The 21,824-nt window shown below is 63.0% G+C and carries 19 protein-coding genes; 16 read left to right on the plus strand and 3 right to left on the minus strand.

Features of this window, described 5'->3' with window-relative positions:
* The first annotated feature begins 120 nt into the window (after positions 1-120).
* The 8 genes from EII23_RS03230 to EII23_RS03265 all read left to right on the plus strand — a co-directional run bounded on the left by EII23_RS03230 (position 121) and on the right by EII23_RS03265 (position 8,175).
* Positions 121-621, plus strand: coding sequence for an NUDIX hydrolase (locus EII23_RS03230; RefSeq protein WP_124791954.1), 501 nt, complete (start codon positions 121-123; stop codon positions 619-621).
* Positions 621-2,489: a UbiD family decarboxylase gene (locus EII23_RS03235; protein ID WP_124791955.1), complete on the plus strand. Its 1,869-nt coding sequence runs from the start codon at positions 621-623 to the stop codon at positions 2,487-2,489. Before EII23_RS03230 ends, EII23_RS03235 begins: the two co-directional genes overlap by 1 nt.
* A gap of 30 nt (positions 2,490-2,519) precedes the next feature.
* Positions 2,520-4,196 (plus strand): NAD(+) synthase, encoded by a 1,677-nt coding sequence (nadE, locus tag EII23_RS03240; RefSeq protein WP_124791956.1) that lies wholly within the window; start codon positions 2,520-2,522, stop codon positions 4,194-4,196.
* A gap of 85 nt (positions 4,197-4,281) precedes the next feature.
* Positions 4,282-5,265 carry a class II fructose-bisphosphatase gene (gene glpX, locus EII23_RS03245; RefSeq protein ID WP_124791957.1) on the plus strand — a complete coding sequence of 328 codons (984 nt, stop codon included), beginning with the start codon at positions 4,282-4,284 and terminating at the stop codon, positions 5,263-5,265.
* On the plus strand, positions 5,266-5,826 hold the full coding sequence (locus tag EII23_RS03250; RefSeq protein ID WP_260424573.1) for a serine/threonine protein phosphatase: 561 nt from the start codon (positions 5,266-5,268) through the stop codon (positions 5,824-5,826). It abuts the gene before it with no gap.
* Positions 5,827-5,968: 142 nt separating this feature from the next.
* On the plus strand, positions 5,969-6,526 hold the full coding sequence (locus EII23_RS03255) for a V4R domain-containing protein (protein WP_124792041.1): 558 nt from the start codon (positions 5,969-5,971) through the stop codon (positions 6,524-6,526).
* On the plus strand, positions 6,514-6,978 hold the full coding sequence (locus EII23_RS03260; protein WP_148091231.1) for a hypothetical protein: 465 nt from the start codon (positions 6,514-6,516) through the stop codon (positions 6,976-6,978). Before EII23_RS03255 ends, EII23_RS03260 begins: the two co-directional genes overlap by 13 nt.
* 237 nt (positions 6,979-7,215) lie before the next feature.
* Positions 7,216-8,175, plus strand: a complete 960-nt coding sequence (locus tag EII23_RS03265; RefSeq protein ID WP_124791959.1) for a GGDEF domain-containing protein — start codon at positions 7,216-7,218, stop codon at positions 8,173-8,175.
* A gap of 57 nt (positions 8,176-8,232) precedes the next feature.
* On the opposite strand, the gene EII23_RS03270 is transcribed toward EII23_RS03265, so the two are convergent.
* Positions 8,233-10,515, minus strand: coding sequence for an STT3 domain-containing protein (locus tag EII23_RS03270; RefSeq protein WP_124791960.1), 2,283 nt, complete (start codon positions 10,513-10,515; stop codon positions 8,233-8,235).
* Positions 10,502-11,185: a 16S rRNA (guanine(527)-N(7))-methyltransferase RsmG gene (locus EII23_RS03275; protein WP_124792042.1), complete on the minus strand. Its 684-nt coding sequence runs from the start codon at positions 11,183-11,185 to the stop codon at positions 10,502-10,504. Before EII23_RS03275 ends, EII23_RS03270 begins: the two co-directional genes overlap by 14 nt.
* Positions 11,186-11,357: 172 nt before the next feature.
* Between EII23_RS03275 and EII23_RS03280 the strand changes: the two genes are divergently transcribed.
* The 5 genes from EII23_RS03280 to ruvC are packed head-to-tail and all read left to right on the plus strand — an operon-like array spanning position 11,358 to position 16,121.
* A complete protein-coding gene (locus EII23_RS03280; RefSeq protein ID WP_124791961.1) occupies positions 11,358-12,305 on the plus strand; it encodes an ACP S-malonyltransferase in 948 nt (315 codons plus the stop codon).
* A gap of 39 nt (positions 12,306-12,344) precedes the next feature.
* Positions 12,345-14,000, plus strand: a complete 1,656-nt coding sequence (gene argS, locus EII23_RS03285; RefSeq protein WP_124791962.1) for an arginine--tRNA ligase — start codon at positions 12,345-12,347, stop codon at positions 13,998-14,000.
* A 56-nt stretch (positions 14,001-14,056) separates the two neighbouring features.
* Positions 14,057-14,800, plus strand: coding sequence for an SPOR domain-containing protein (locus tag EII23_RS13570; protein ID WP_124791963.1), 744 nt, complete (start codon positions 14,057-14,059; stop codon positions 14,798-14,800).
* Positions 14,801-14,808: 8 nt separating this feature from the next.
* Positions 14,809-15,603 (plus strand): ABC transporter permease, encoded by a 795-nt coding sequence (locus tag EII23_RS03295; protein ID WP_124791964.1) that lies wholly within the window; start codon positions 14,809-14,811, stop codon positions 15,601-15,603.
* Between the two features lie 8 nt (positions 15,604-15,611).
* A complete protein-coding gene (ruvC, locus tag EII23_RS03300) occupies positions 15,612-16,121 on the plus strand; it encodes a crossover junction endodeoxyribonuclease RuvC (RefSeq protein ID WP_124791965.1) in 510 nt (169 codons plus the stop codon).
* 107 nt (positions 16,122-16,228) lie between these two features.
* Here ruvC and EII23_RS03305 read toward each other — a convergent pair whose 3' ends face one another.
* Entirely contained in the window at positions 16,229-16,822 is a 594-nt protein-coding gene (locus tag EII23_RS03305; RefSeq protein WP_124791966.1) for a peptidylprolyl isomerase, read from the minus strand.
* Positions 16,823-17,038: 216 nt separating this feature from the next.
* Here EII23_RS03305 and EII23_RS03310 point away from each other — a divergent pair, with 216 nt between their 5' ends.
* From EII23_RS03310 to murJ, 3 genes are all read left to right on the plus strand, one after another.
* Positions 17,039-17,743: a Bax inhibitor-1/YccA family protein gene (locus EII23_RS03310; RefSeq protein ID WP_124791967.1), complete on the plus strand. Its 705-nt coding sequence runs from the start codon at positions 17,039-17,041 to the stop codon at positions 17,741-17,743.
* 100 nt (positions 17,744-17,843) lie between these two features.
* A complete protein-coding gene (locus EII23_RS03315; protein WP_260424578.1) occupies positions 17,844-20,117 on the plus strand; it encodes a ribonuclease R family protein in 2,274 nt (757 codons plus the stop codon).
* Positions 20,114-21,721: a murein biosynthesis integral membrane protein MurJ gene (gene murJ / locus EII23_RS03320; protein WP_124791969.1), complete on the plus strand. Its 1,608-nt coding sequence runs from the start codon at positions 20,114-20,116 to the stop codon at positions 21,719-21,721. The genes EII23_RS03315 and murJ overlap by 4 nt, the downstream gene beginning before the upstream one ends.
* Positions 21,722-21,824: the final 103 nt, after the last annotated feature.

Below are 21,824 nucleotides of genomic sequence, written 5' to 3' on the forward strand. Positions count from 1 at the left end.
GCAACCGGCGGCGTTGTGCGGCTCCGGCACAGAAGCGCGGCAAACCTTGCGGCCCGGCCCGGACTGCCGTACACTGGCACGCTCCTGCGGCAAGGCCTCACGCAACACCACGGACAGCCCATGAAACATCCCGCTCCCTGCCCGCACTGCGGCGCATCCCCCTACCGCAATCCCGTACCCACTGTGGACGTTGTCATCCACGATCCTGCCTGCGGCGTCGTCATCATCCGCCGGGCCAATAAGCCTGTGGGTTATGCCCTGCCCGGCGGCTTCATTGATGCGGGAGAATCCGCCGAAACTGCGGCCGTGCGGGAAATGCGCGAAGAAACCGGCCTGAACGTGGAGCTGACGGGCCTTTTGGGCGTCTATTCCCGCCCTGACCGGGATCCGCGCGGGCACACGCTGACCGTAGCTTTTACTGCCCGCGCCCTCAATCCCGCAGATCTTCTGGCCGGGGACGATGCCGCCCAAGCCGCCTTTTTTCCTCTGGATGCCCTGCCCTCGCCGCTGGTCTTTGACCATGCCCAAATTCTGGAGGACTTTGCGCAGAGCCTCAAAGGCCTGCGCCCGCTGGCGGCGGTGCAGCCGCCCTGCGCCCTCATAAACGGGGGAGGCCGCTGATGGGATACGCCAGCATGGGGGAATGCCTGGCCGACCTTGAAGCCCACGGCCATCTGGCGCGCATTGATACGGAGCTGGATCCCTGTCAGGAACTGCCCGCAATCCAGCGCCGCGCCTTTCAGGCCGGAGCACCGGCCCTGCTCTTCACGCGGGTCAGGGGCACGCCCTTTCCCGTGCTGGCCAATCTGTTCGGCACAAAAGAGCGGCTGCGGCACATCTTTCGCGACAGTCTGCCTGCGGTGGAGGCCGTGCTGCGGCTCAAGGCCGATCCCGCAGCCGCCCTGCGCAAGCCCTGGGCCTGCCTTTCGGCCCTGCCGGGACTGGCGCGCATGCTGCCGCGCCTGACAAAAACAGGCAAAAACCCGCCTGCGGGCGTTCCCGTGCTGGAATGCAGCACCCGGCTTTGCGACTTGCCGCAGATCGTGGGCTGGCCGCTGGAAGGCGGCCCCTTCATCACCCTGCCTCTGGTGTACAGCGAAGACCCTCTGCGTCCCGGCCCCGGCTCCTCCAACCTGGGCATGTACCGCGTACAGATGGGCGGCAACGAATACGGCCCGGACGAAGTGGGCCTGCACTACCAGATCCACCGCGGTCTGGCCGTCCACCACGCCCACGCCCTGAGTCAGGGCAAGGCTCTGCCTGTGCATATTTATGTGGGCGGCCCGCCCAGCCTTACCCTGGCAGCAGTCATGCCCCTGCCCGAAGGCCTTTCGGAACTGCGCTTTGCCGGTCTTCTGGGCGGTCGGCGCGTCCGGCTGGCGTCCGTGCCCGGCCTGCCGCTGCCCGTGCTGACCCAGGCCGACTTCTGCATCAGCGGGCACATTCTGCCCACCACCAAGCCCGAAGGGCCTTTTGGCGACCATCTGGGCTATTACAGCCTGACCCACGACTTCCCGGCCCTGCGCGTGGAGGCGGTGTACCACCGCAAGGACGCGGTCTGGCCGTTCACATCCGTGGGACGCCCCCCGCAGGAAGACACGGTCTTCGGGGATTTCATCCACGAGCTGACCGGCCCTCTGGTATCGCAGGTCTTTCCCGGCGTGCGCGAAGTGCATGCCGTGGACGCGGCCGGAGTGCACCCCCTGCTGCTGGCTCTGGGCAGCGAGCGCTATACGCCTTATGAAAGCGAGCGCCGCCCCCGCGAACTCATCACTGCGGGGCTGCACCTTCTGGGCTTCACGCAGACAGCCCTTGCCAAGTATGTGCTGCTGGCGGCCCATGAAGACGCTCCGGGGCTGACGGCCCACGATGCGCCCGCATTTTTGCGCCACATGCTGGAACGCGCGGATTTCTCGCGCGATCTGCACTTTATTACCCGCAGCACCAACGATACCCTGGACTACACGGGTACAGACTTCAACGAAGGCTCCAAACTTGTCTGGGCCTCGGCCGGGCCGCAGCGGCGTACTCTGGGTGTGGAATTGGGCGGAGCGGCAAGCCTGCCTTCCCTGCCCGAAGGCTTTGGCAAAGCCCGCCTGGCGGGGCCGGGCATCCTGCTGCTGGAAGGCCCGCGGCACACTCTAGACCGCAATCAGTGCGACCCGCGCATGGAGGATCTGGCCAGAGCACTGACGGACTGGCCGGGCGGCGAGGCTTTCCCTCTGGTGGTTGTTGTGGACGATGCGGACTTTTGCGCCCGCAGCCCGGAAAATTTTCTGTGGGCGGCCTTCACCCGTTCGGATCCGGCTGCGGACATTTACGGAGCGGGAGCCGCTGTACGCGCCAAGCACTGGTCCTGCGAGGCCCCGCTTGTCATGGACGCGCGCCTGAAGCCCTTCCACGCGCCGCCGCTGGAAGAAGACCCGGCAGTGACCCGCAGGGTGGAAAGCCTGGCTGCGCCCGGCGGCCCGCTGCACGGGCTTTTGTAAGCTCCCTGCGCCAACAGAAAAGAGCATGGCATGAAGATCGCCCTTGTCCAGTGCAACAGCGTTACCGGAGACATTGCCGGAAATCTGGAAAACATTCTCGAAGCTGCGGCGCAGGCCGCACGGGCCGGAGCCGAACTCTGCGTGACGCCCGAACTGGCTCTCTGCGGCGTGGCTCCGCGACACTATCTCTGCGCCGAGGATTTTGCTTCCGGCTGCCTCACGGCGCTGGACAAAATGGCGGTCGCCCTTGCGGACGGCCCGCCGCTGCTGGTGGGCACGCCCGTGCCCAGCGCGTATGCCGCAAGCCTGCTGTCCAATGCTGCTGTTCTTGTGGAAAAAGGACGGTGGCGCGTGGTCTCGCGCAAGGTTTGTCAGGAAACGGCGTTGCGGCAGGATGCTCATGCGCCGCAACGCGGGGACGACGGTCTTTTTGACCGCGGTATCTCCTGCGGCATTCTGGCTCTGGGCGGCTGGCGGCTGGGCGTGGTGCTTTGCGAGGAAAGCCGGGGCGGCGATGCATCTTTCTGGCAGCCGCGCCATGCCGGCGGGCACAGCGCCTTCATGGAACTGCTCCGGCGCGGAGTGGACGCTGTTGTCCACCTGAACGCGTCCCCTTTTCGCGCGGGCTCGCAGGCCATGACGGAGCACATGCTTTCCCACGTGGCAGCCAGGCATCATGTTTACATTTTTTCCGCCAACATGGTAGGCGGCAACGACAGCCGCGTGTACCACGGCCAGAGCCTGGCTATCGACCCCACCGGGCAGTTGCTGGGCCGCGGCAAGGCTTTTGAGGAAGATCTTCTCCTGCTGGATACCTCCTCCGCCCGTGGCGGGGGGAGGGTCGCGCCCCCCCCCGCCTGCCGGGAGGAGGAATACTGGCGGGCGCTGGTGCTCGGCACACGGGATTTCGTGCACAAGTGCGGCATGGAAAGGGTTCTGGTGGCCCTGTCCGGAGGCATGGATTCGGCCCTGGTCTGCTGCGTGGCTGTGGAAGCCCTGGGGGCGGACAATGTTACGGGCGTTCTGATGCCCTCCCCTCACAGCAGCGCAGGCTCGCTGGACGATGCCCGCGCTCTGGCGGAGAATCTGGGCATACGAACCCTGACCATCCCCATAGGCCCGCTCATGCACGGTTTTGCCCAGGCCCTTGCGCCGGGTCTGGAACTTTTTGCGGAGCCGCCCGGCGATGTGACCTTTGAAAACATCCAGGCCCGCATTCGCGGCTGCATCGTCGCCTCGCTGGCCAACCGCGCGCAAGCCCTGGTTCTCAACACCGGCAACAAGAGCGAATGCGCCGTGGGCTACAGCACCCTGTACGGCGATACCGTGGGCGCGCTGTCCGTTATCGGCGACCTGACCAAAACCCTCGTCTACGCCGTGGGACGCTGGTACAACGACCACAGGGACGCGCGCATCCCCGAAGAAATCTTCCGCAAGCCCCCTTCGGCGGAACTGCGCCCCGGCCAGAAAGACGAGGACAGCCTCCCGCCTTACGAAAAACTGGATCCGCTGCTGGAAAGCCTGCTCGCGCCCGCCTCCTCCGGCACTGCCCCGCAGACACCATTGCGGCAGGAAATACGCCGGAAGCTGTTTGCTGCGGAGTTCAAACGGCGGCAGGAGCCGCTGGCCATCTGCGTTACTTCCGTACCTTTCGGCAACGCATGGCAGACGCCTGTGGCCGGGCGCTACAGGCTGCCGCAGCCCTGACAGTTGCGCGCCCGGTGTTTTTTCTTGAAGCCCGCGGCGCACTGGAGTATGAGCAGGAAACCACACAACGCATCAGGAGACAGGCATGGGCGAAGCACCGGAAAAAAATCTGGCCATGGACATTGTGCGCATCACCGAGGCGGCAGCCTTGGCTTCGGCCCGCTGGCTCGGCCGGGGGGACAAGAATGCGGGTGACGGCGCGGCGGTGGACGCCATGCGCGTGAGCTTTGCCTCCCTCCACATCAACGGCCTGGTCATCATCGGCGAAGGCGAAAAGGACGAAGCCCCCGCTCTGGCAGGCGGCGAAAAGGTGGGTACCGGTCACGGCCCGAATCTGGATGTGGCCGTGGATCCCGTGGAAGGCACCAACCTGCTGGCCTACGGCCGCCCCAATGCCATTTCCGTTGTGGGTGTGGCCCCGAGGGGCAGCATGTTCAACCCCGGCCCCAGCTTTTACATGCAGAAGCTGGTGGTGGGCGGCGAAGCTGCCTCTGTGGTGGATCTTGACGCTCCGGTCAAGGACAATCTGACCAGCGTGGCCAAGGCACTGGGCAAAAGCGTTCAGGATCTGGTGGTCTTTGTGCTGGACAAACCCCGCCACGAAAAACTCATCAGCGATATCCGCCAGGCGGGTGCGCGCATCCAGCTCCAGACCGACGGTGATGTGGCCGGAGCCCTCATGGCCGTGGATCCCCGCTCCGAAGTGGACATCATGATGGGCACGGGCGGCACCCCCGAAGGCGTGCTGGCAGCCTGCGCCATCAAGGGCATGGGCGGCCAGATCCTGGCCCGCCTCGACCCGCAGTCCTATGTGGAAAAAGAGGCCATCAATGATGCGGGGGTTGACCTGCGCGCAACGCTGGACGTCAACGACCTTGTGCGCAGCGACGACTGTTTTTTTGCCGCCACGGGCATTTCCGGCGGCGATTTTCTGCGCGGCGTGCGCTACAGCGCCAAGTATGCGGTAACGCATTCCCTTGTTCTGCGCGGCAAAACAGGAACCCTGCGCTATGTGGAGTCCTACCACAATATGGACAGGCTCATGAAATTCAGTGCGGTACGGTATTGAATGAAAAAAACAGTTTTTTCCGCTGGTACGGACGCGGTACGGGCACACACTTTCCGTGCCGCGCTTTGCGGGCTTTTGCGTCCGACTTTTTTGCTCGTCCTGACTCTTGTTCCGGCCCTCGTTTTCTCCCTGCCTGCGCTGTATCCCGGGCAGAATGCGGCTCTGGCCGCCAAGGCGGGCCGCACGACCACGGTCTACGACAAACAGCCGCCTGTCACCGACAAGGAGCTTCTGGGCTTCCTTGAACTTCTGCCGCAATTCCGCGCCTGGACCAAAACCAGCAATGAGGAGGCCCATCCTGTTCTGCGCAACGGGAAAGCGGATTTTCTCTATTCTGCCCAGGCCGCGGCCTGGGTGCAGGGCCACGGCTGGGTTCCGGCACGCTTTTTCTGCGTCATGGGGCGCATGGCCGCAGCTCTGGCCATTGTGGAAGAAGGCAACAGCCAGAACGCGCGCGCCAGAGACATGCCGGAAGTCACGGATGCCGAACTGGCCCTGGCCCGCCGCCACCTGGGGAGCCTGCTCCGGGCGGGCGGCGATGTGCCGCCGGTCAACCACTGACAGCCTCCCGCACAAAAGCCGAAGGGTTTGCATCGAAGCCAAAGAAACCGGTGCGGCCCTGCCGTTTTTTGTTTTTCCTTTTTTGATCTTTTTGTGTACACAGAACCGCGAAAAAATCATGCCCCCAAAAACAGGAAACACCATGCCGGAAAGACGCTACGCATTTGCCTGGGAATTTCTGGGCGACCCCGCAAACGGCCGCCCCAATCTGGGCAATACAACGCGCATCGAAGCCTACCGGATTTTTCACTATACCATGCGCGATATTCTGGAGCAGATCCACGGAACAGAAGGCTGTGACCGCATCATGTACCGGGCAGGAGAACTGGCCGGAAAACATTTTTGCGAAAAATTTGTGGGCAGGCACGCGACCTTCGACAGCTTTGCGACCGCGGCCCAGAAAGCCCTGCTGGACATGCGCATCGGCATCCTCAAGGTGGAAAAGGCGGATACGGAAAACGCCTCCTACACCATCACCGTGGCGGAAGACCTGGACTGCTCCGGCCTGCCCGACCTGGACAAAACCCTGTGCACCTACGACGAGGGCTTCCTTGCCGGAATGCTCTTCATCCAGACCGGCAAGGAATTCGAGGTCAGGGAAATCGACTGCTGGTGCACGGGCGACCGCACCTGCCGGTTTGAGGCCAGATCCAAAAACACCCTTGTGACTGTTGGGGTAGAGCCTCAATGCCCTATATGAAAAAAAAAATTTATTATCTATCGGTTATTTTTGCATTACCCTGCATAGCCTATTCTTCCAGAGAATTATATTGGCATTTCTTGTTCAAGGAACAGCAATCGTATGTGCAAAAAATTGCAGAACGTGAATTTTTTGACCATGATACAAAAAGAAAATACGAAAAATTAATTGATTCCGGGCTGAAATTGAAACCTGAAAACATGATTTTCAGATATGAAAAATTTAAAATGCGTTTGATTGACAAAGATTATACAGGAGCCATAGAAGCATTAAAACCTGTCCAGGGCAAATGGGAAGCACGACAATTTATTTGCGCAATTTATGATTACAGAAATTATCCTGAACAAGAAGTTCTATCTTGCTACAAAGATGCTGCAAACATGATGCGCAAAAAAATAATGTTTATTCAAGCGATGCATATGTCATGTCATTGTTTTTCTCCAACGAGATGAGTTGTGATGATGCAAAGAAAAACATGCCGAACTCATCCATGCTAAAAAAAATACTTGTCAAAACGTGCGATAGAAAAAGAATAATAAATGAATATATAGATATTTTATCTGGAAGATAAAAATACAAAAGTTATCCCGTGTTCGCGCAGAAGGTGTGCGCGATTTGAGCGGCACATCTGGCATCACAGCAAAGAGTTGACAAAGAAGGGCAGGGCAAGCACCCGCACTGAGGACAGCATGACAGACCCTGTTTCACCCGCCGTCTCCTTCCCTCCGGCACCTTCGGCCGCAGATGTCGTGCGGGCCGTGCTCGATCTGCTCATGCGCGTCCCGCCGGACAACGAGCCCTTGCCCGATGCCCTGCGCCGTGTGGAAGGCATGGACGATCTGCACAGGCAGCTTCTGGGCATCAGAAAGATGGTTTCCGCCCTGTGCAAGGGAGATCTGCACCACTCCTGCAAGGAAAGGGGCTTTGTGGCAGGCGCTCTCAAAAGCCTGCAATCCGACCTGCGCCATCTGACATGGCAGGTGCAGCGCGTGGCCAGGGGCGAATACCAGCACCGTGCCGCCTTCATGGGCGACTTTTCCGAAGCTTTCAACACCATGGTGGAAGAACTGGACAAAAGCGTTTCCGCCCTGACGCAACTGTCCCAGAAGTACAAGGAACTTTCCTGCAAGGATCCTCTCACGGGCCTGCTCAATCGGCGCGCCTTTCTGTCCCTGGCCATTGACACCCTGGGCCACACAGTGGAGAAAAACACCCCCGTAAGCGTCATCATGGCGGATGTGGACCATTTCAAAAAAATCAACGATACCTATGGTCACGCCTGCGGCGACACCGTATTGCAGGCTGTTGCCGCAAAAATCACCTCCTTCCTGCGCTCCATGGATATCTGCTGCCGCCACGGCGGCGAGGAGTTTCTGCTGCTTCTGCCCGGATCCGCCCTGCAAAACGGCGTCATGGTCGCCGAACGCCTGCGGCAGGCCGTGGAACAGATGAGCATTGTTGCCGACAACGCAACCGTCACGGTTACGGCAAGTTTCGGCGTCAGGGATCTCCCCCCGCGCAGCGATTCCCAGTGCCTCACGGAACTGCTGCAAGCGGGCATCAGGGACGCTGACCAGCATCTCTACCGCGCCAAGGAAACCGGCAGAAACCGCGTTGTCTGGAGTTTGCAGCCTCCGGATCTGCCTTGATCTCCTGTTACCCGGCTACCAGAGCGGATCACACGTCAAAAACACCCTGGTTCCGACTCACAGCACTTCGTAAATCCTGGCGAACACGTTGTCGTAGACCAGCCGGAAATAGGGCGAAAAGCGCGGATTCTGCGGATCACCCAACAAAAGCTGCACCATGACGGAATTGTACAGTCCGGCGTCCATGGCCAGCTTTTCGTCCGTCACCCGGTTGAAAAGAAAATTCACATTGCGCCGCGTGGCAAGAAATTTCTCCTGTTCTCCGGCATCGGCCGCGGGATGGCTGTCAAACCACTGCCGGATATAGTCGCGGCGGGTCAGCCCTGTTTCTTCAAACACGCTGATGGACGAAACGTCCAGAGAATTCAGGCTGCCGTCAAGGCGGACTTCACCCGTGTCCAGCTTGTAGGCCAGAGCCTGGGGCACGATGGACAGCGCGCCGCCCTCTCCGGAGCGGGAAACAAAGTTCCAGTTGCCGAAATTGCTGATCCAGAAACCCAGCCGCAGCATCTCGAAGCTCACCACCACAAACTGCCGCCCCCTGGCTTCCAGCAGCGGCGTCCGGGACGAACGCAGACTGTCCATGAGCTCCTGGGCCTCCTGCCCGCCCATACCCTCAAAAACCTTGCCCGGCTCGTTGCCCTTCAGGGCGGTCAGGCGGATAAGCTGCCGCGCAAAGCGCGGATTGTCGGCGGCAAAGACCGCCGCTGGCAGATAGAGCGAAGGGCCGGCATGCTGCGCGCCGTCGGCAATGACCGCCCGGCGGGCAAAGTGGTGGGCAGCATAGCCCCAGTCCCACCAGAGCCAGAGGACGGAATCCTCGGGCGTCATCGTCCGGACGCGGCTCAGGGCTTCGGCATGGCGGCGGTTTATGATGGGCCCCTGGGACATGGCGGGAATGATGTCCACAATGGGCAATACCAAGGCCACCAGCAAAAGACCGCTGGTCAGAAAGCCTGCCCCCGCGCCGCGCAGATTTTCCCGCACAAGGCGCTGCACAAGCCAGAAAAGAGGCAGAGTCAGCCCCATGGCCACCACAGGAGCGCCGAACATGACCATACGCCCGCCCATCTTGGTGCTCAAAAGCCCCAGAGCAGCCAGCGGCAGCAGAAAAAGGGCACCGGGTCTGCGCAGCAGCACCACAAAAAACCCGGCAAGACCAACAAGACCGGCTTCCATCCAGGGGTGGAAATAGGGCAGCAGTTCCACAAAGCTCAAGTCCTGCACCTCGATGATGGACTGCGCCACCGAAGGGTAGGTCAGCATGTGCCCCTGGCCGGTCACCTTCAGGTCGCCGGAATGCTTGAGGTAGGCATTGATGTGGTTCAGCACGGTCTCCACAATTTCTCCCCGTGCCAGCAACAGGGCCACGCCCCCCCACAGCAGGGCGCAGAACCACGGCTGCCGGAGCAGGTTGCGCAGCCGCTGGCCGCCCCTGATTTTGCCCAGCGCCGGAAGGAGGCCCAAAACCAGCCCCACAGGCCCTGTCAGCGTGGGCAGGGCATAGGCCAGACTGCCCAACAGCAAAAGGACACGCTGCCCGCGCGGCGCCATGACCAGACTCATGAACGCCAGCAGGCAGACATTGTAGCGGATGAGATAGGGAAAAACCGAATGCCATTCCTGCGTCCACCAGGACACCAGCCCGGAACAGGCCAGCAGCATAATCCACCGTGGGCGCAGAGGGTCGCCCAGATGGTCTTCCTGCCCCAAAAGCGGCGGGCAGACCAGATCCGCGCGCTCCCCCCGCAACAGACGGCGCACGCTCACAAGCCCTGACGACAGGGCCAGACGCCGCAATACCATGCGCGGCAGGAGCATGTGGCGCATGGCCCAACTGGCCGGAACCAGCGTCATGAGCAGGGGAAAAAAAAGGGTTACCAGATCCGTGTCATAATACCCGAGCAGGGTGCGGGCCAAAAAACCCGGAGCCAGCGATGCGAGTATGCCGGCCGCCACGCCCGCCTCCATGCTGCCCAGCGCCCATACCCAGGCAAAAACAATGACCGCCACCAGAGAGGCCAGCACCGGAGGAAACCAGAATGCCACCGCCGCCGGAAAGGTGCCCAGCGCGGAAGAGAGCAACCGCAGCATCTCGGCCATGGGATGCCCCGCGGCCAGACCAAAACCCTCGGCCCCTGCTACCCAATGGTAGGCATCGTGCGTGGCCAGAAGCCACTGGTCGCCCAAACGGTATTCGGGATTCTGCCAGCAGGGCAATTCCAGCATGCGCAGGCCAAAGGCCAGAGCCATAGTGACCAGCCCCAGCAGCAGGCCCCGCAGCCAGTAGTTGCGCGCAGAGGGCGCAAGCCGGGAAACATGCCTTTCAACCGTTGCCATGCCCCGCTCCCCGCGCGCAAACGGCAGGCCCGTGGCAGAGCGCCCGGAACCAGCGTTCTTTGCCGTCCGCCATATAGGCATGCTGTGCAATGCAGCGCCAGGGCGCGGGCGGCTCCTCCTGTTCCGGCGCGCGGGCCAGAATGACCAGCACGCCCTCCTCATGAAGATGCGCGCGGGTCAGGTCAAGGAGTTTCCGCCAGGGCAAAAAAGCCCGGCTCAAAATACAGTGGGCACAAGACGCTTGCTCCCGAAAAAAATCTTCCACCGCGCCCCGGCAGACATGGGTGCGGGGCAGACGCAGGCGGGCCAGGGCAGTAGAAAGAAAAAGCGCCCTTTTTTCGCGCCGTTCCACCATATGGTAGTCCCCCCGGCTCCAGACCATGCGCAGGGGGATCCCCGGCAGGCCCGCACCGGCCCCCAGATCCCAGGTCAGGGGAGCGTCGGGCAGGGGCAGACTGTCCAGAAAACGGGCAAGATGAAAACTGTCCGCAACCAGGCGGACAAAAATGTCCTGCCAAGCATCAAAGCCCACAAGATTCATGGCCCTGTTCCACCCGGCCAGCATTTCCAGATAAAGTGCCAGCGGCTCCAGCACATCCTGCGGCATTTTGATGCCCGTATCCCGGATCAGGCGGGCCAGTTCCGCCCTGTCCACCGCTTTTTGCCCCATGTTCGCCATCTGCCGTCCGCTCGAATTTTTCGGCCGCAAGGCCGTATACGCCCGTTCATAGCTCCGCTCCCCGGCACTTGCAAGCCCCGCCCCGATAACGTACAAATGCGGCTTGAGCAAAAATGCCCCGTTCGCCGGGGCCGAAGCAATGCCGCCGCAAGGAAGGTCGCCCATGACGCACGCCGTACTGCTTTTTCCCGGCCAGGGCTCACAGGAGCCGGGCATGGGCCGTGATCTGGCCGAAACCTCGGCCGATGCCATGAACCTCTGGAAGCTGGGCGAACGGGCCAGCGGTCTGCCCCTGCGTGAAATTTTCTGGGAAGGGGATGAGCAGGCCATGAGCGATACCCGCGCCCTGCAACCCGCCCTGACCGTGGTCAACCTCGCTCTCTGGCAGGCAGTGTGCTCCCGCGCCGCCGTGTGCGGGGCCGCAGGCCACAGCCTGGGCGAACTGAGCGCCCTGGCGGCCGCTGGCGTGCTTTCGCCCGAAAGCGTCCTGTCCCTCGCCTCCCTGCGCGGCCGCCTCATGGCCGAAGCCGACCCCCAGGGCCAGGGGGGCATGGCCGCCCTGCTCAAGATGGAGCAGGACGCCGTGGAAGACGTGGTCCGCGAAACTGTTGCCGAAACCGGTTTGCTCCTGATTGTCGCCAATTACAATACCCCCGCCCAATTGGTCATCAGCGGGGCCAGGGTCGCAGTGCAGCTGGCCTGCCAGAAGGCCAGGGAACGCAAGGGCCGGGGCGTGGAACTCAAGGTCAGCGGCGCATTTCACAGCCCCATGATGGATGCCGCCAACAGGGAACTGGCCCCGCACCTGAACAGGGCCGTCTGGAGCAAGCCCAGATTTCCCGTCTACTGCAACCTGCACGGCAAAGCCGTCACTGACGGGGAAAGCGCGCGGGAAAGCCTGCTCGCGCAAATGACTTCCCCGGTACGCTGGACCGAAACCGTGCGCAACCAGTACGCGGACGGTGCGCGGCACTGGCTGGAGCTCGGCCCCAAGGCTGTTCTGGGCAAAATGGTGGCTCCCTGCCTTGCGGACGCAGCCGCCGAAGATCTGACAGTGGAGTTGGTCAGCAACGCCCAAAACGTAGCGGATTTCGCCCCCCGGAACGGCTGAGGTTCTTCCGCCATTCCATATTCCTGCCAAGGACACACTATGCGTGCCATTGATACTCTGCGCACGGCCCTCATGGGCATTCTCACGGAAAAAGGGCTGGCATGGCCCTCCAAAACCGTCATCGAGCCGCCGCGCGACCCCAGGCACGGCGACCTCTCCGTCAATGCCGCCATGCTGCTGGCAAAGGAAGCCGGGGTCCCCCCCCGCGAACTGGCGCAGCTTTTTGCCCGCAAGCTCCTTGAACGCTGCCCCGACCTGCAGAAGGCCGAAGCCGCCGGGCCGGGCTTTTGCAATGTGACCTTCAGTCCCGGATTCTGGCAGCGTATCGTGACGGATATCGAAGCCGCCGGAGAAGGCTGGGGGCGGAGCGCGGAGCAAAATCCCCGCCGCATCCTTCTGGAATATGTTTCGGCCAACCCCACAGGCCCCCTGCATGTGGGGCACGGGCGCGGCGCGGCTGTGGGCGACAGCCTGACCCGCCTGCTGCGCGCGGTGGGGCATGAGGTGCATACCGAATATTATATCAACGATGCCGGCCGCCAGATGCGCCTGCTGGGCCTTTCTGTCTGGCTGCGCGTCAGGGAACTGGCCGGGCGGGATGTGGTTTTTCCCGAAGATTTTTACCGGGGCGAATACATTGTCCAGCTTGCCCGCACCATGCTGGACGCTGACCCCAACCTGCCCGACATGCCCGAAGACCAGGGGCAGGACCGCTGCTATGATTTCGCCATGAACGCCATTCTGGAAGGCATCAAGGCCGACCTCGCCGACTTTCGCGTGGAGCACCAGAACTGGTTTTCGGAAAAAACCCTGGTGGAAGACGGCGCCGTGGACGCGGCTTTTGCCGCCCTGACCGCCAACGGGCACACCCGTGAGCAGGATGGAGCCTTCTGGTTTGCCACCCAAGCGCTGGGGGACGACAAAGACCGTGTGCTGCGCAAATCCGACGGCAGCCTGACCTACTTTGCCTCGGACATCGCCTACCACCACGACAAGTTCCGCCGCGGGTACGATTGGCTCATCGACGTCTGGGGCGCGGACCACCACGGCTACATTCCGCGCATGCGCGCCGCAATCACGGCCATGGGCAAAGCCGGGGAAAGTTTTGACGTGGTGCTCATCCAACTGGTGAACCTGCTGCGCAACGGAAAACCCGTGAGCATGTCCACACGCGCGGGCACCTTTGAAACCCTGGCCGATGTCATCAAGGAAGTGGGTACGGACGCAGCGCGCTTCATGTTTCTTTCGCGCAAGAGCGACAGTCCCCTGGATTTTGACCTCGAACTGGTCAAACAGCGCAGTATGGACAACCCCGTCTATTACGTGCAGTACGCCCACGCGCGCATCTGTGCGGTGTTGCGCCGTGCGGGAGAGCGCGGCATCACATTGCCGGCCGCCACAGATCCCCGCCTGCTCGCGGCTCTGGACACACCGGAGGACATGGCCCTGCTACGCAAGGCAGCCGCCTTCGAGGACATGCTGGCCCAGGCCGCGCGCGCCCTCAGCGTGCACCATGTGAGCCACTATCTCACGGAACTCTCCGGCCTGCTGCACAGCTATTATGCCCGGCATCAGGTTCTGTTGCCCGAGGACGAAGAGCGCAGTCTGGCCCGTCTGGCCCTGCTGCGCGCCATACGGCAGGTGCTGCGAAACGGCCTGGACGTGCTGGGAGTCGGCGCGCCGGACGCCATGTAGCCCAAAATGTCGGCAAACCGCGCAAAAAACCCGCCTGGAAACGCGCAAGGAAACATATGGCCGGTCCCCTGCGAAAACCCCGCTCCAAAGCCTCTGCCCCGCCCCCGCAGCGCGACTCCACGCTGCGCCTGAGCAGGCCCATGACCATCCTTGCCGCCACGGCTCTGATCGCAGCCGTGGGCTGGGCTTTTTTCATGGGCTTCATGGTGGGACGAGGCCAGAACCCCGAAGCGCGCGTGGAACAGATGGCGGGCATTTTCCAACCCTCCCGGCCCGCAGAAACGCCGCCGCAGGAAAGCCCGCCACAAGCCCCCCCGCAGGACCCGCAGTCTCCCCCGGCGACTCCGGAAACTCCGGCGACTCCGCCACCTGGCTCGACAGCAGAAAAACCCGCCCCGTCCTCTGCGCGCCCCACTGGCCAGGCTCTGGAAGCCTGGGGCCACAAAGCCGCCGCTCCGGCCCCGGCAGATCCCGGCCCTGTTCCGGGCTCTCCTCCCCGCAAGGAGGGCACCCCCGCCCGCGCCGCAGAGGCAGTTCCGCCCTTGGCCCAGCATGATTTTGTCTATCAGGTGGCTGCCTTCAAAAATCCCGGGGATGCCGCCAAACTGCGCCGGAAGCTGGAAGAAAAGGGCTTGCGCGCCCAGGTCTGGCAAAGCGGCAGGCTGCACATGGTCAGGGTCAGGCTGCGGGGCTCGGACAACGATGCTTCCCGCCTGCGGGAAGAGCTGAAGCGCATGAATCTGGGCACTCCCCTGCTGGAATCCAAAAAATCCGTGACAGGCCGCAAAAACAACCGCTGAGGAACGCCATGCCATGCCCCGGACACTTTCTCCGCCTGATGGGCCGCCCCTGCCTGCGCGGCATTGATGCTCTGGGCGGTACGGCTCTCTTCTTTCTGGAGGGTCTGCTCCAGATTTTTTCCGGCCCCAGAATTTTTCCGCGCACTCTGCACCAGATATATGTCATCGGCTCCAAATCCCTTTTTCTTATCCTGCTCATCGGTCTTTTCTGCGGTATGGTGCTGGGCTTGCAGGGCTACTACACCCTTGTGCAGTTCGGCTCCGTGGGCATGCTGGGATCGGCCGTATCCCTGAGCCTTGTGCGCGAACTGGGGCCGGTGCTGACGGCCATCATGCTCACGGGGCGCGCCGGATCCTCCATGGCCGCAGAAATCGGCGTCATGCGCATCACAGACCAGATCGACGCCCTGGATGTCATGGACATCAATTCCATGGGCTATCTGGTCAGTCCGCGCCTGCTGGCTGCGGCCATCTGCTTTCCCCTGCTCACCGCCATTTTTGACGTTGTCGGCATTTTCGGAGGCTATCTCACGGGCGTCCTCATGCTCAACATCAACGAAGGCGCCTATTTTTACCGCATTTCCAGCGCCCTCACGCTTACGGACATCGGCGGCGGTTTTCTCAAGGCGCTGGTCTTCGCCCTGCTTGTGACCACTGTCTGCTGCCGTCAGGGCTATACTGCGGACAAGAGGCGCGACAGCATGGGGCCGGAGGCCGTGGGCAATGCCACCACCTCGGCAGTGGTCATCTCCTGCGTGCTTATTCTGGCCGCAGATTACGTTATCACTTCCTTTCTGCTGTGAGGTCTGCTGTGCCGCCTGTCACCGTTATCGGCATTGATCCCGGCTCCCAGCGCACAGGCTGGGGTGTGGTGCAGGAGGTTTCGGGGACGCTGCGTCTGGTGGACTGCGGCGTGGTGCGCGCCAGCGCGGCCGGACAGGAGTTTTCCGAAAGGCTGGCCCATATCTACCGCGAGCTTTTTCACCTGCTGGAGCGCCTGCAACCGCAGGAAGCCGCCATCGAACAGGTTTTTACCGCAAAAAATGCGGCCAGCGCCCTGAAGCTCGGCCAGGCGCGGGGGGTGGCTGTGGCGGCCTGCGCGGCCCACGGGCTTGTCATCAATGACTACACGCCCACGGTGGTCAAAAAGTCTCTGGTGGGCGAAGGCCGGGCAGAAAAAGAGCAGGTGGCCTTCATGGCCCGGCGTCTGCTCAATGTCAGGGACGCCCGCTGGCCGCTGGACGCTTCTGACGCGCTGGCCGTGGCCATTTGCCATCTTGCAGCGCGGCGCATGAAAATTTTTGCGACACGGCAGGCATAGGCGCGCGCGAGATGCGCGGCTCCGCTTTGCGCGCGGGCAGCAAAAATCCCCCGGCGAGGCTCCGGGGGATGCAAATACCGGGAAAACCGGCGGGCCTTGCAGCACGCTTATTCCTGCACCACTGCCTTTTTGATCAGCACGGTTTCCAGGGGCACATCGTCATGAAAGCCCTTTTTGCCCGTTTTGACTCCGGCAATCCTGTCCACCACATCCTGGCCCTGAACCACCTTGCCGAACACGGCATAGCCCCAGCCCTGCGGCGTCTGGGACTTGAAGTCAAGAAAGGCATTGTCCCTGGAATTGATGAAAAACTGGGCCGTGGCCGAATGCGGATCCGAAGTGCGGGCCATGGCAATGGTGTACTTGGCGTTTTTCAGCCCGTTGTCCGCCTCGTTGCGTATGGGGGCGCGGGTTTCCTTCTGCTTCATCTCTGCGGTGAAGCCGCCGCCCTGAATCATGAAATCCTTGATGACGCGGTGAAAAATCGTCCCGTCGTAAAAACCCGCCTTCACATACTGGACAAAATTGGCCGCGCTGATGGGAGCTTTGCGCGCGTCAAGCCGCAGCACAATGTCACCGTGCGAGGTTTCCAGACGGATCACCGGGTCGGGCGAGGCCGCCCGGACAGGGTGGGGCAAAAACAGGGGAAGGGCAAGGCAAAAAAGCAGCGCGGCAATGCGCGCCAGACCGACAGTTTTCATTCTCCGCCTCCGTGCGGGTATGTGTACGCGGCAAATACGCCGGAGCGCATCCTAGCACGGGCCGCTCCGGCCAGCAAGGAGCGGAAGGCCAGGACAGGCAAAAGCCCGGCGCGCAGAAACCCTTGCTAAAACGCCGCACGTTCATATATATGTGAAAAACGCGGACAGGAAGATACTCCCCGGCCGCAGGTTTTCAACAGTTTTTCGGAGGATACCATGCCCAATACGTCCACAGTCGCCCAAAGCGGCGTCAGAAGCGTCGCTTCCGTTTTCATGCGCCAGGTCTACCAGTGGATGACCGCCGGTTTGGCCCTGACCACAGTGGTGGCCTTTGCGGTGGCCGGATCGCCCGCCATCCAGCAGGCCATTTTCGGCAACACCCTGGTGCTCATTCTCATGGTGGTGGCCCAGTTCGGTCTGGTCATCGCTCTTTCGGCCGCAGTCCACAAAATGTCCGCCAGCACAGCCACGGGTCTGTTTCTGCTCTACTCCGCCGTGACAGGCGCCACGCTGTCGTCCATTTTTGTTGTCTATCCGGTGGCCTCCATTGCCAACGCCTTTCTGGTCACCACAGGCACCTTTCTGGCCATGTCGGTCTACGGCACAGTGACCCGGCGCGACCTCACGGCCATGGGCAGCTTTCTGTTCATGGGCCTTGTCGGCCTGCTCATTGCCATGGTGGTCAACATCTTCCTCCAGAGCAGCATGATGGACTTCATCATCAGTTGCCTGGGCGTGCTCATTTTCACCGGGCTTACGGCCTATGACACGCAGAAGCTGCGCCAGTTCGGCGAAAATGCTCCCCTGGACGACGGAACCGCCATCCGGCGCGGAGCCATTCTGGGGGCGCTGACCCTGTATCTTGATTTTATCAATCTTTTCCTGATGATGCTGCGCCTGTTCGGCGGAAACCGCGACTAGGGAATCCGCAAAAAACGCGCCATCGCGAACGTAACGGCGGGTGGGCGAAGGCCGGGGCTTTCGCCCACCCTTCCCTTCCGCAGAAGAAGTCTTGCGGGCTGTGGCCGCCCTGAACCGCCCCGCACGCACAGATGCCCTGCTGCGCGCCCTTGACCTGCCCCGGCGGGACAAAAAAAACCTGGAAGAAAGCCTGTACCTGCTGGCCGCGCACCACCGCCTCCTGCGTCTGCGCGGGGGGCTCTGGACATTGCCGGACAAACTCGAAAACCTGACCGGGCGCTTCAGCGCGCTGAGCGGGGGGGGAGGATTCGTCACCCCGCTGCGGACAGCACGCCCCGGCGTCCGTTCCCGCAAAGGCCCGGACGCGCGGGACGTGCATATTCCCGTCGGCCAGACAGGCGATGCCTGGCACAAGGACATTGTGCGTGTGGCCCTCATGCCGGGCAAGGGGCACGGCCCGTCTCCCGAGGGGCGCATTGTGGCTGTGGAGGAACGCACGCTCACGGAAGTCCCCGCCCATGTGCAGATGCGCACGGGGCGCAAGCTCTTTTGCCGTCCGGCGGACAGCCGCCTGCCCGTTGCCTTCAGCGTGGATGTTCCCGACGGGGAACTGCCCCGACAGGGCGCGCTGCTTCTTCTGGCTCCGGAAAAACAACTGGCCTCCGACCTCTGGAGCGCCCGCATCCTCGGGGACTACGGCCATGAAGACAGCATGGCCGTGCAGGAAGAACTGGTCAAGGTCAACCACCAGGCCCCGCGCGACTTTTCCGGGGCCGCGCTGGCCGAGGCTGCGGCCCTGCCCCGCGTCTTCCGGCAGGAAGACCTGCACGGGCGCGAAGACCTGCGCCGCTTCCCGCTGGTGACCATTGACGGAGAAGACGCGCGCGACTTTGACGACGCCATTCATGTGGAGCGCACTCCGAACGGCTGGTTTCTGCGGGTGGCTGTCGCCGATGTGAGCCACTATGTGCGCCCGCGCGGCGAGGGCCGCCCCGGCGCTCTGGACGGCGAAGCGCAAACGCGCGGCAACTCCTGGTATTTTCCCCTGTCTGTCGAGCCCATGCTGCCGCCCGCACTCTCCAACGATCTGTGCAGCCTGCGGCCCGGCGAGGACCGGTTGGCAATGCTGGTCGGCATTCCCTTTTCCGCCGACGGGACGCCGGGAGAGGCCCGCTTTTCCCCGGCGGTCATGCGCTCGGCCGCGCGGCTGACCTACGATGAGCTCAAAGACTGCCTGCTGGACAAAAAACCGGATGCTCTAGCGCTCCTGACCGGACAGCCGGACGGGCAGGCAGTGCTGGACATGCTGGAACAAGCCCTGGCTCTGGCCGCCCTGTTGCGTCAGACCCGCGCGCGGCGCGGCAGTCTGGATCTCGATTTGCCCGAAGCCGCCTGCCGCACGGATGAGGCCGGGCGCGTTGTCTGGATGGGGCACCGCCAGCGCCACGACATTCACCGCCTTGTGGAGGAATTCATGATCGCGGCCAACGAGGCTGTGGCGCGCCGCCTGCGGGACGCGGAGCTGCCCTTTCTCTACCGCGTACATCCCCGCCCCGATGCCGACCGCCTCCGATCCCTTTTTGACAGTCTGGCTGCGGCGGGTCTTGAACCACAAGGACGCAACGCCGCCCGCCTGCGGGATGTGCTGGACAGGGCAAAGGGCACGGAAAAGGAATTTCCGGTCAGCAGACTCTGCCTGCGGGCCATGCCCCAGGCCCGCTACCAACCTGACAATGAAGGACATTTCGGCCTGGCCTCACAGGCATATTGCCATTTTACCTCTCCCATCCGCCGCTATGCCGACCTTTTGACCCATCGGGCGCTGAAGACCGCTCTGGGCGTGCCCGCCGGTGCGCTCCCGGCAGGCGAAAAGCTCCGGCGCGTGGCCGAGGGGATCAACAAGTGCGAGCGGGCGGCCATGGCCTGCGAGCGCGAGATGGAGCGGCGCATGGGCTGCCTGGCCCTGCTGCCGCACGCGGGCGAACGCTTCCGGGGAGTGATTGCGGGCGTCACGCATTTCGGCATTTTTGTGGAGCTTGCGCTCATGCCGGTGGAGGGCATGATCCGCACCGAGGATCTGGGCGATGACTATTATGACTTTGATGCGCGCGCCATGAGCCTGACAGGGCGGCATTCGGGCGTGGCATGGCGCATGGGTCAGAGCCTTGAGGTGATCTTGTCCCATGTCAGTTTGGGGCGGTTGGAAATCCGCCTCATGCCTCTGGAATTGCCCGAACCTGTCAAGGGCGGCAGGCGTGCAGGGCGCAGGGCAGGGCACGAAAAACGGGGCAAAAAACGGCCGGAACAAGCACGCGCCCGCAGATCCCGGCAGCGCGCCGCTCGAGGCTCCGGCACAGGGAGGCGCGGCCGATGAGTTTGCTCGGCACACGCCAGAGCATGGGCGCGGCAGCCCTGCTGCTGGCCGCCAGCACCGTGCTTTCCCGCGTCATGGGCCTTGTGCGCGACAAGATCATCTCCTGGCAGTTCGGCGCGGGCGGAGAGGCGGATCTGTATTTTGCCGCATTTGTGCTGCCTGACGCCATCAACTATCTGCTGGCCGGCGGCTTCATGTCCATCACCATCATTCCCCTGCTGACCCGCCGCTTTCAGGAGGATGCCGCAGACGCCTGGCGATTTTTCTCCTGTGTTTTCTGCTGGATGGCTGCGGCCTCCCTGGCCCTGACTCTGGCAGCCATGTGCGCCGCACCGTGGCTGGCGCGCCTGACGGCTCCGGGATTTACCCCGGAGCAGTGCCAGCGGCTGGCCCTGTTCATGCGCATCATCCTGCCCGCACAGGTTTTTTTTCTCTGCGGGGCCTGCGTCACAGCCCTGCTCTTCATGCGGCGGCAGTTCCGGGTTCCTGCGCTGGCTCCCCTGGTCTACAACGGCAGCATCATCGCTCTGGGCCTGCTTCTGCCCTGGCTGGACAGCCTGCCCTGGGTGCGCGCCCTTTTGCCCCAAAGCCTGTGGGGACGCATGGACGGCATGACGGGCTATTGCGTGGGCGTGACCCTGGGCGCGGCCCTGGGCGCTTTCGCCCTGCCCCTGCGGGTGGCAGCCAAGGGCGGCCTGTGGATTGCGCCGGTCTGGCGGCATCCGCTCATGGGCACTTTTCTGCTCACGGCGCTGCCCCTCATGCTGGGCCAGACCATCATGATGCTGGACGAACAATTCCTGCGCGTTTTCGGCAGCATGGCCGGAGAAGGGGCTGTGAGCCTGCTCAACTATGCCCGCCGCATCGCGCAGGTTCCGGTGGGCCTGGTGGGGCAGGCCGCAGCCGTGGCATCCTATCCCTTTCTGGTGTCCCTGCTGGCCCAGGGCGATGCCCAACGCTTTGACCAGACCCTGCATGCGGCCCTGCGCGCGAGCCTGGGGCTGATCATCCCCTGCGCCCTGTGCATGGCGGCCACGGCCTGGCCCATTCTCGGGCTGATCTTCGAGGGCGGCCGCTTTGGCCCCGCGCAGACACTGGCAGCCGCTCCCCTGACCCGCATCATGCTGGCCTCTGCGCCTTTCTGGATACTCTACATGGTACTGGTGCGCGCCTACTACGCCCACGCCGACACCCTGACTCCCGCCGTCACCGGCACGGCCATGACCCTCCTCTGCCTGCCCGTATACTTTTTCTGGGCAGCCCCGCGCGGGGCCTGGGCCATTGCAACCGTATCCGCCGCGAGCGTCAGCCTGTATACGCTCTGGCTCACGGCCATCTGGATACGCCGCCAGGGTTCCGGCGCTCTGACCGGGCTGGCTGGGCTGGGATTGCGGGCAACCTTGTGCTCCCTGCCGGGCGCGGCGGCCGCCCTGCTGCTTTCCGACGCGGTGCAGCGCGGCGTCCATCTGCCGCCCCCCCTCACCGCCGCTCTGGCGCTGGCCGCCGGAGGGTGTGTTTTTGTTGTGTTGTTCCTGCCCCTGGCCCGCCTTTTTGCCCCCGGCATTCTGGAACCACTGACGCGCCGACTGCGCGGCGCATCCTGACCCCGCCAAACGCGCGGAGCCAAAACGCAGACAGGCATTTTTGCAGATTGTTCGCGGCAAAAGTGCCGGAGCCGTATGCCCGTGCGCCGGGCAAAAGAAGCCC

Origin of the sequence: Desulfovibrio sp. OH1186_COT-070, from assembly GCF_003860215.1 — a bacterium.
Taxonomy (GTDB): Bacteria; Desulfobacterota; Desulfovibrionia; order Desulfovibrionales; family Desulfovibrionaceae; genus Desulfovibrio.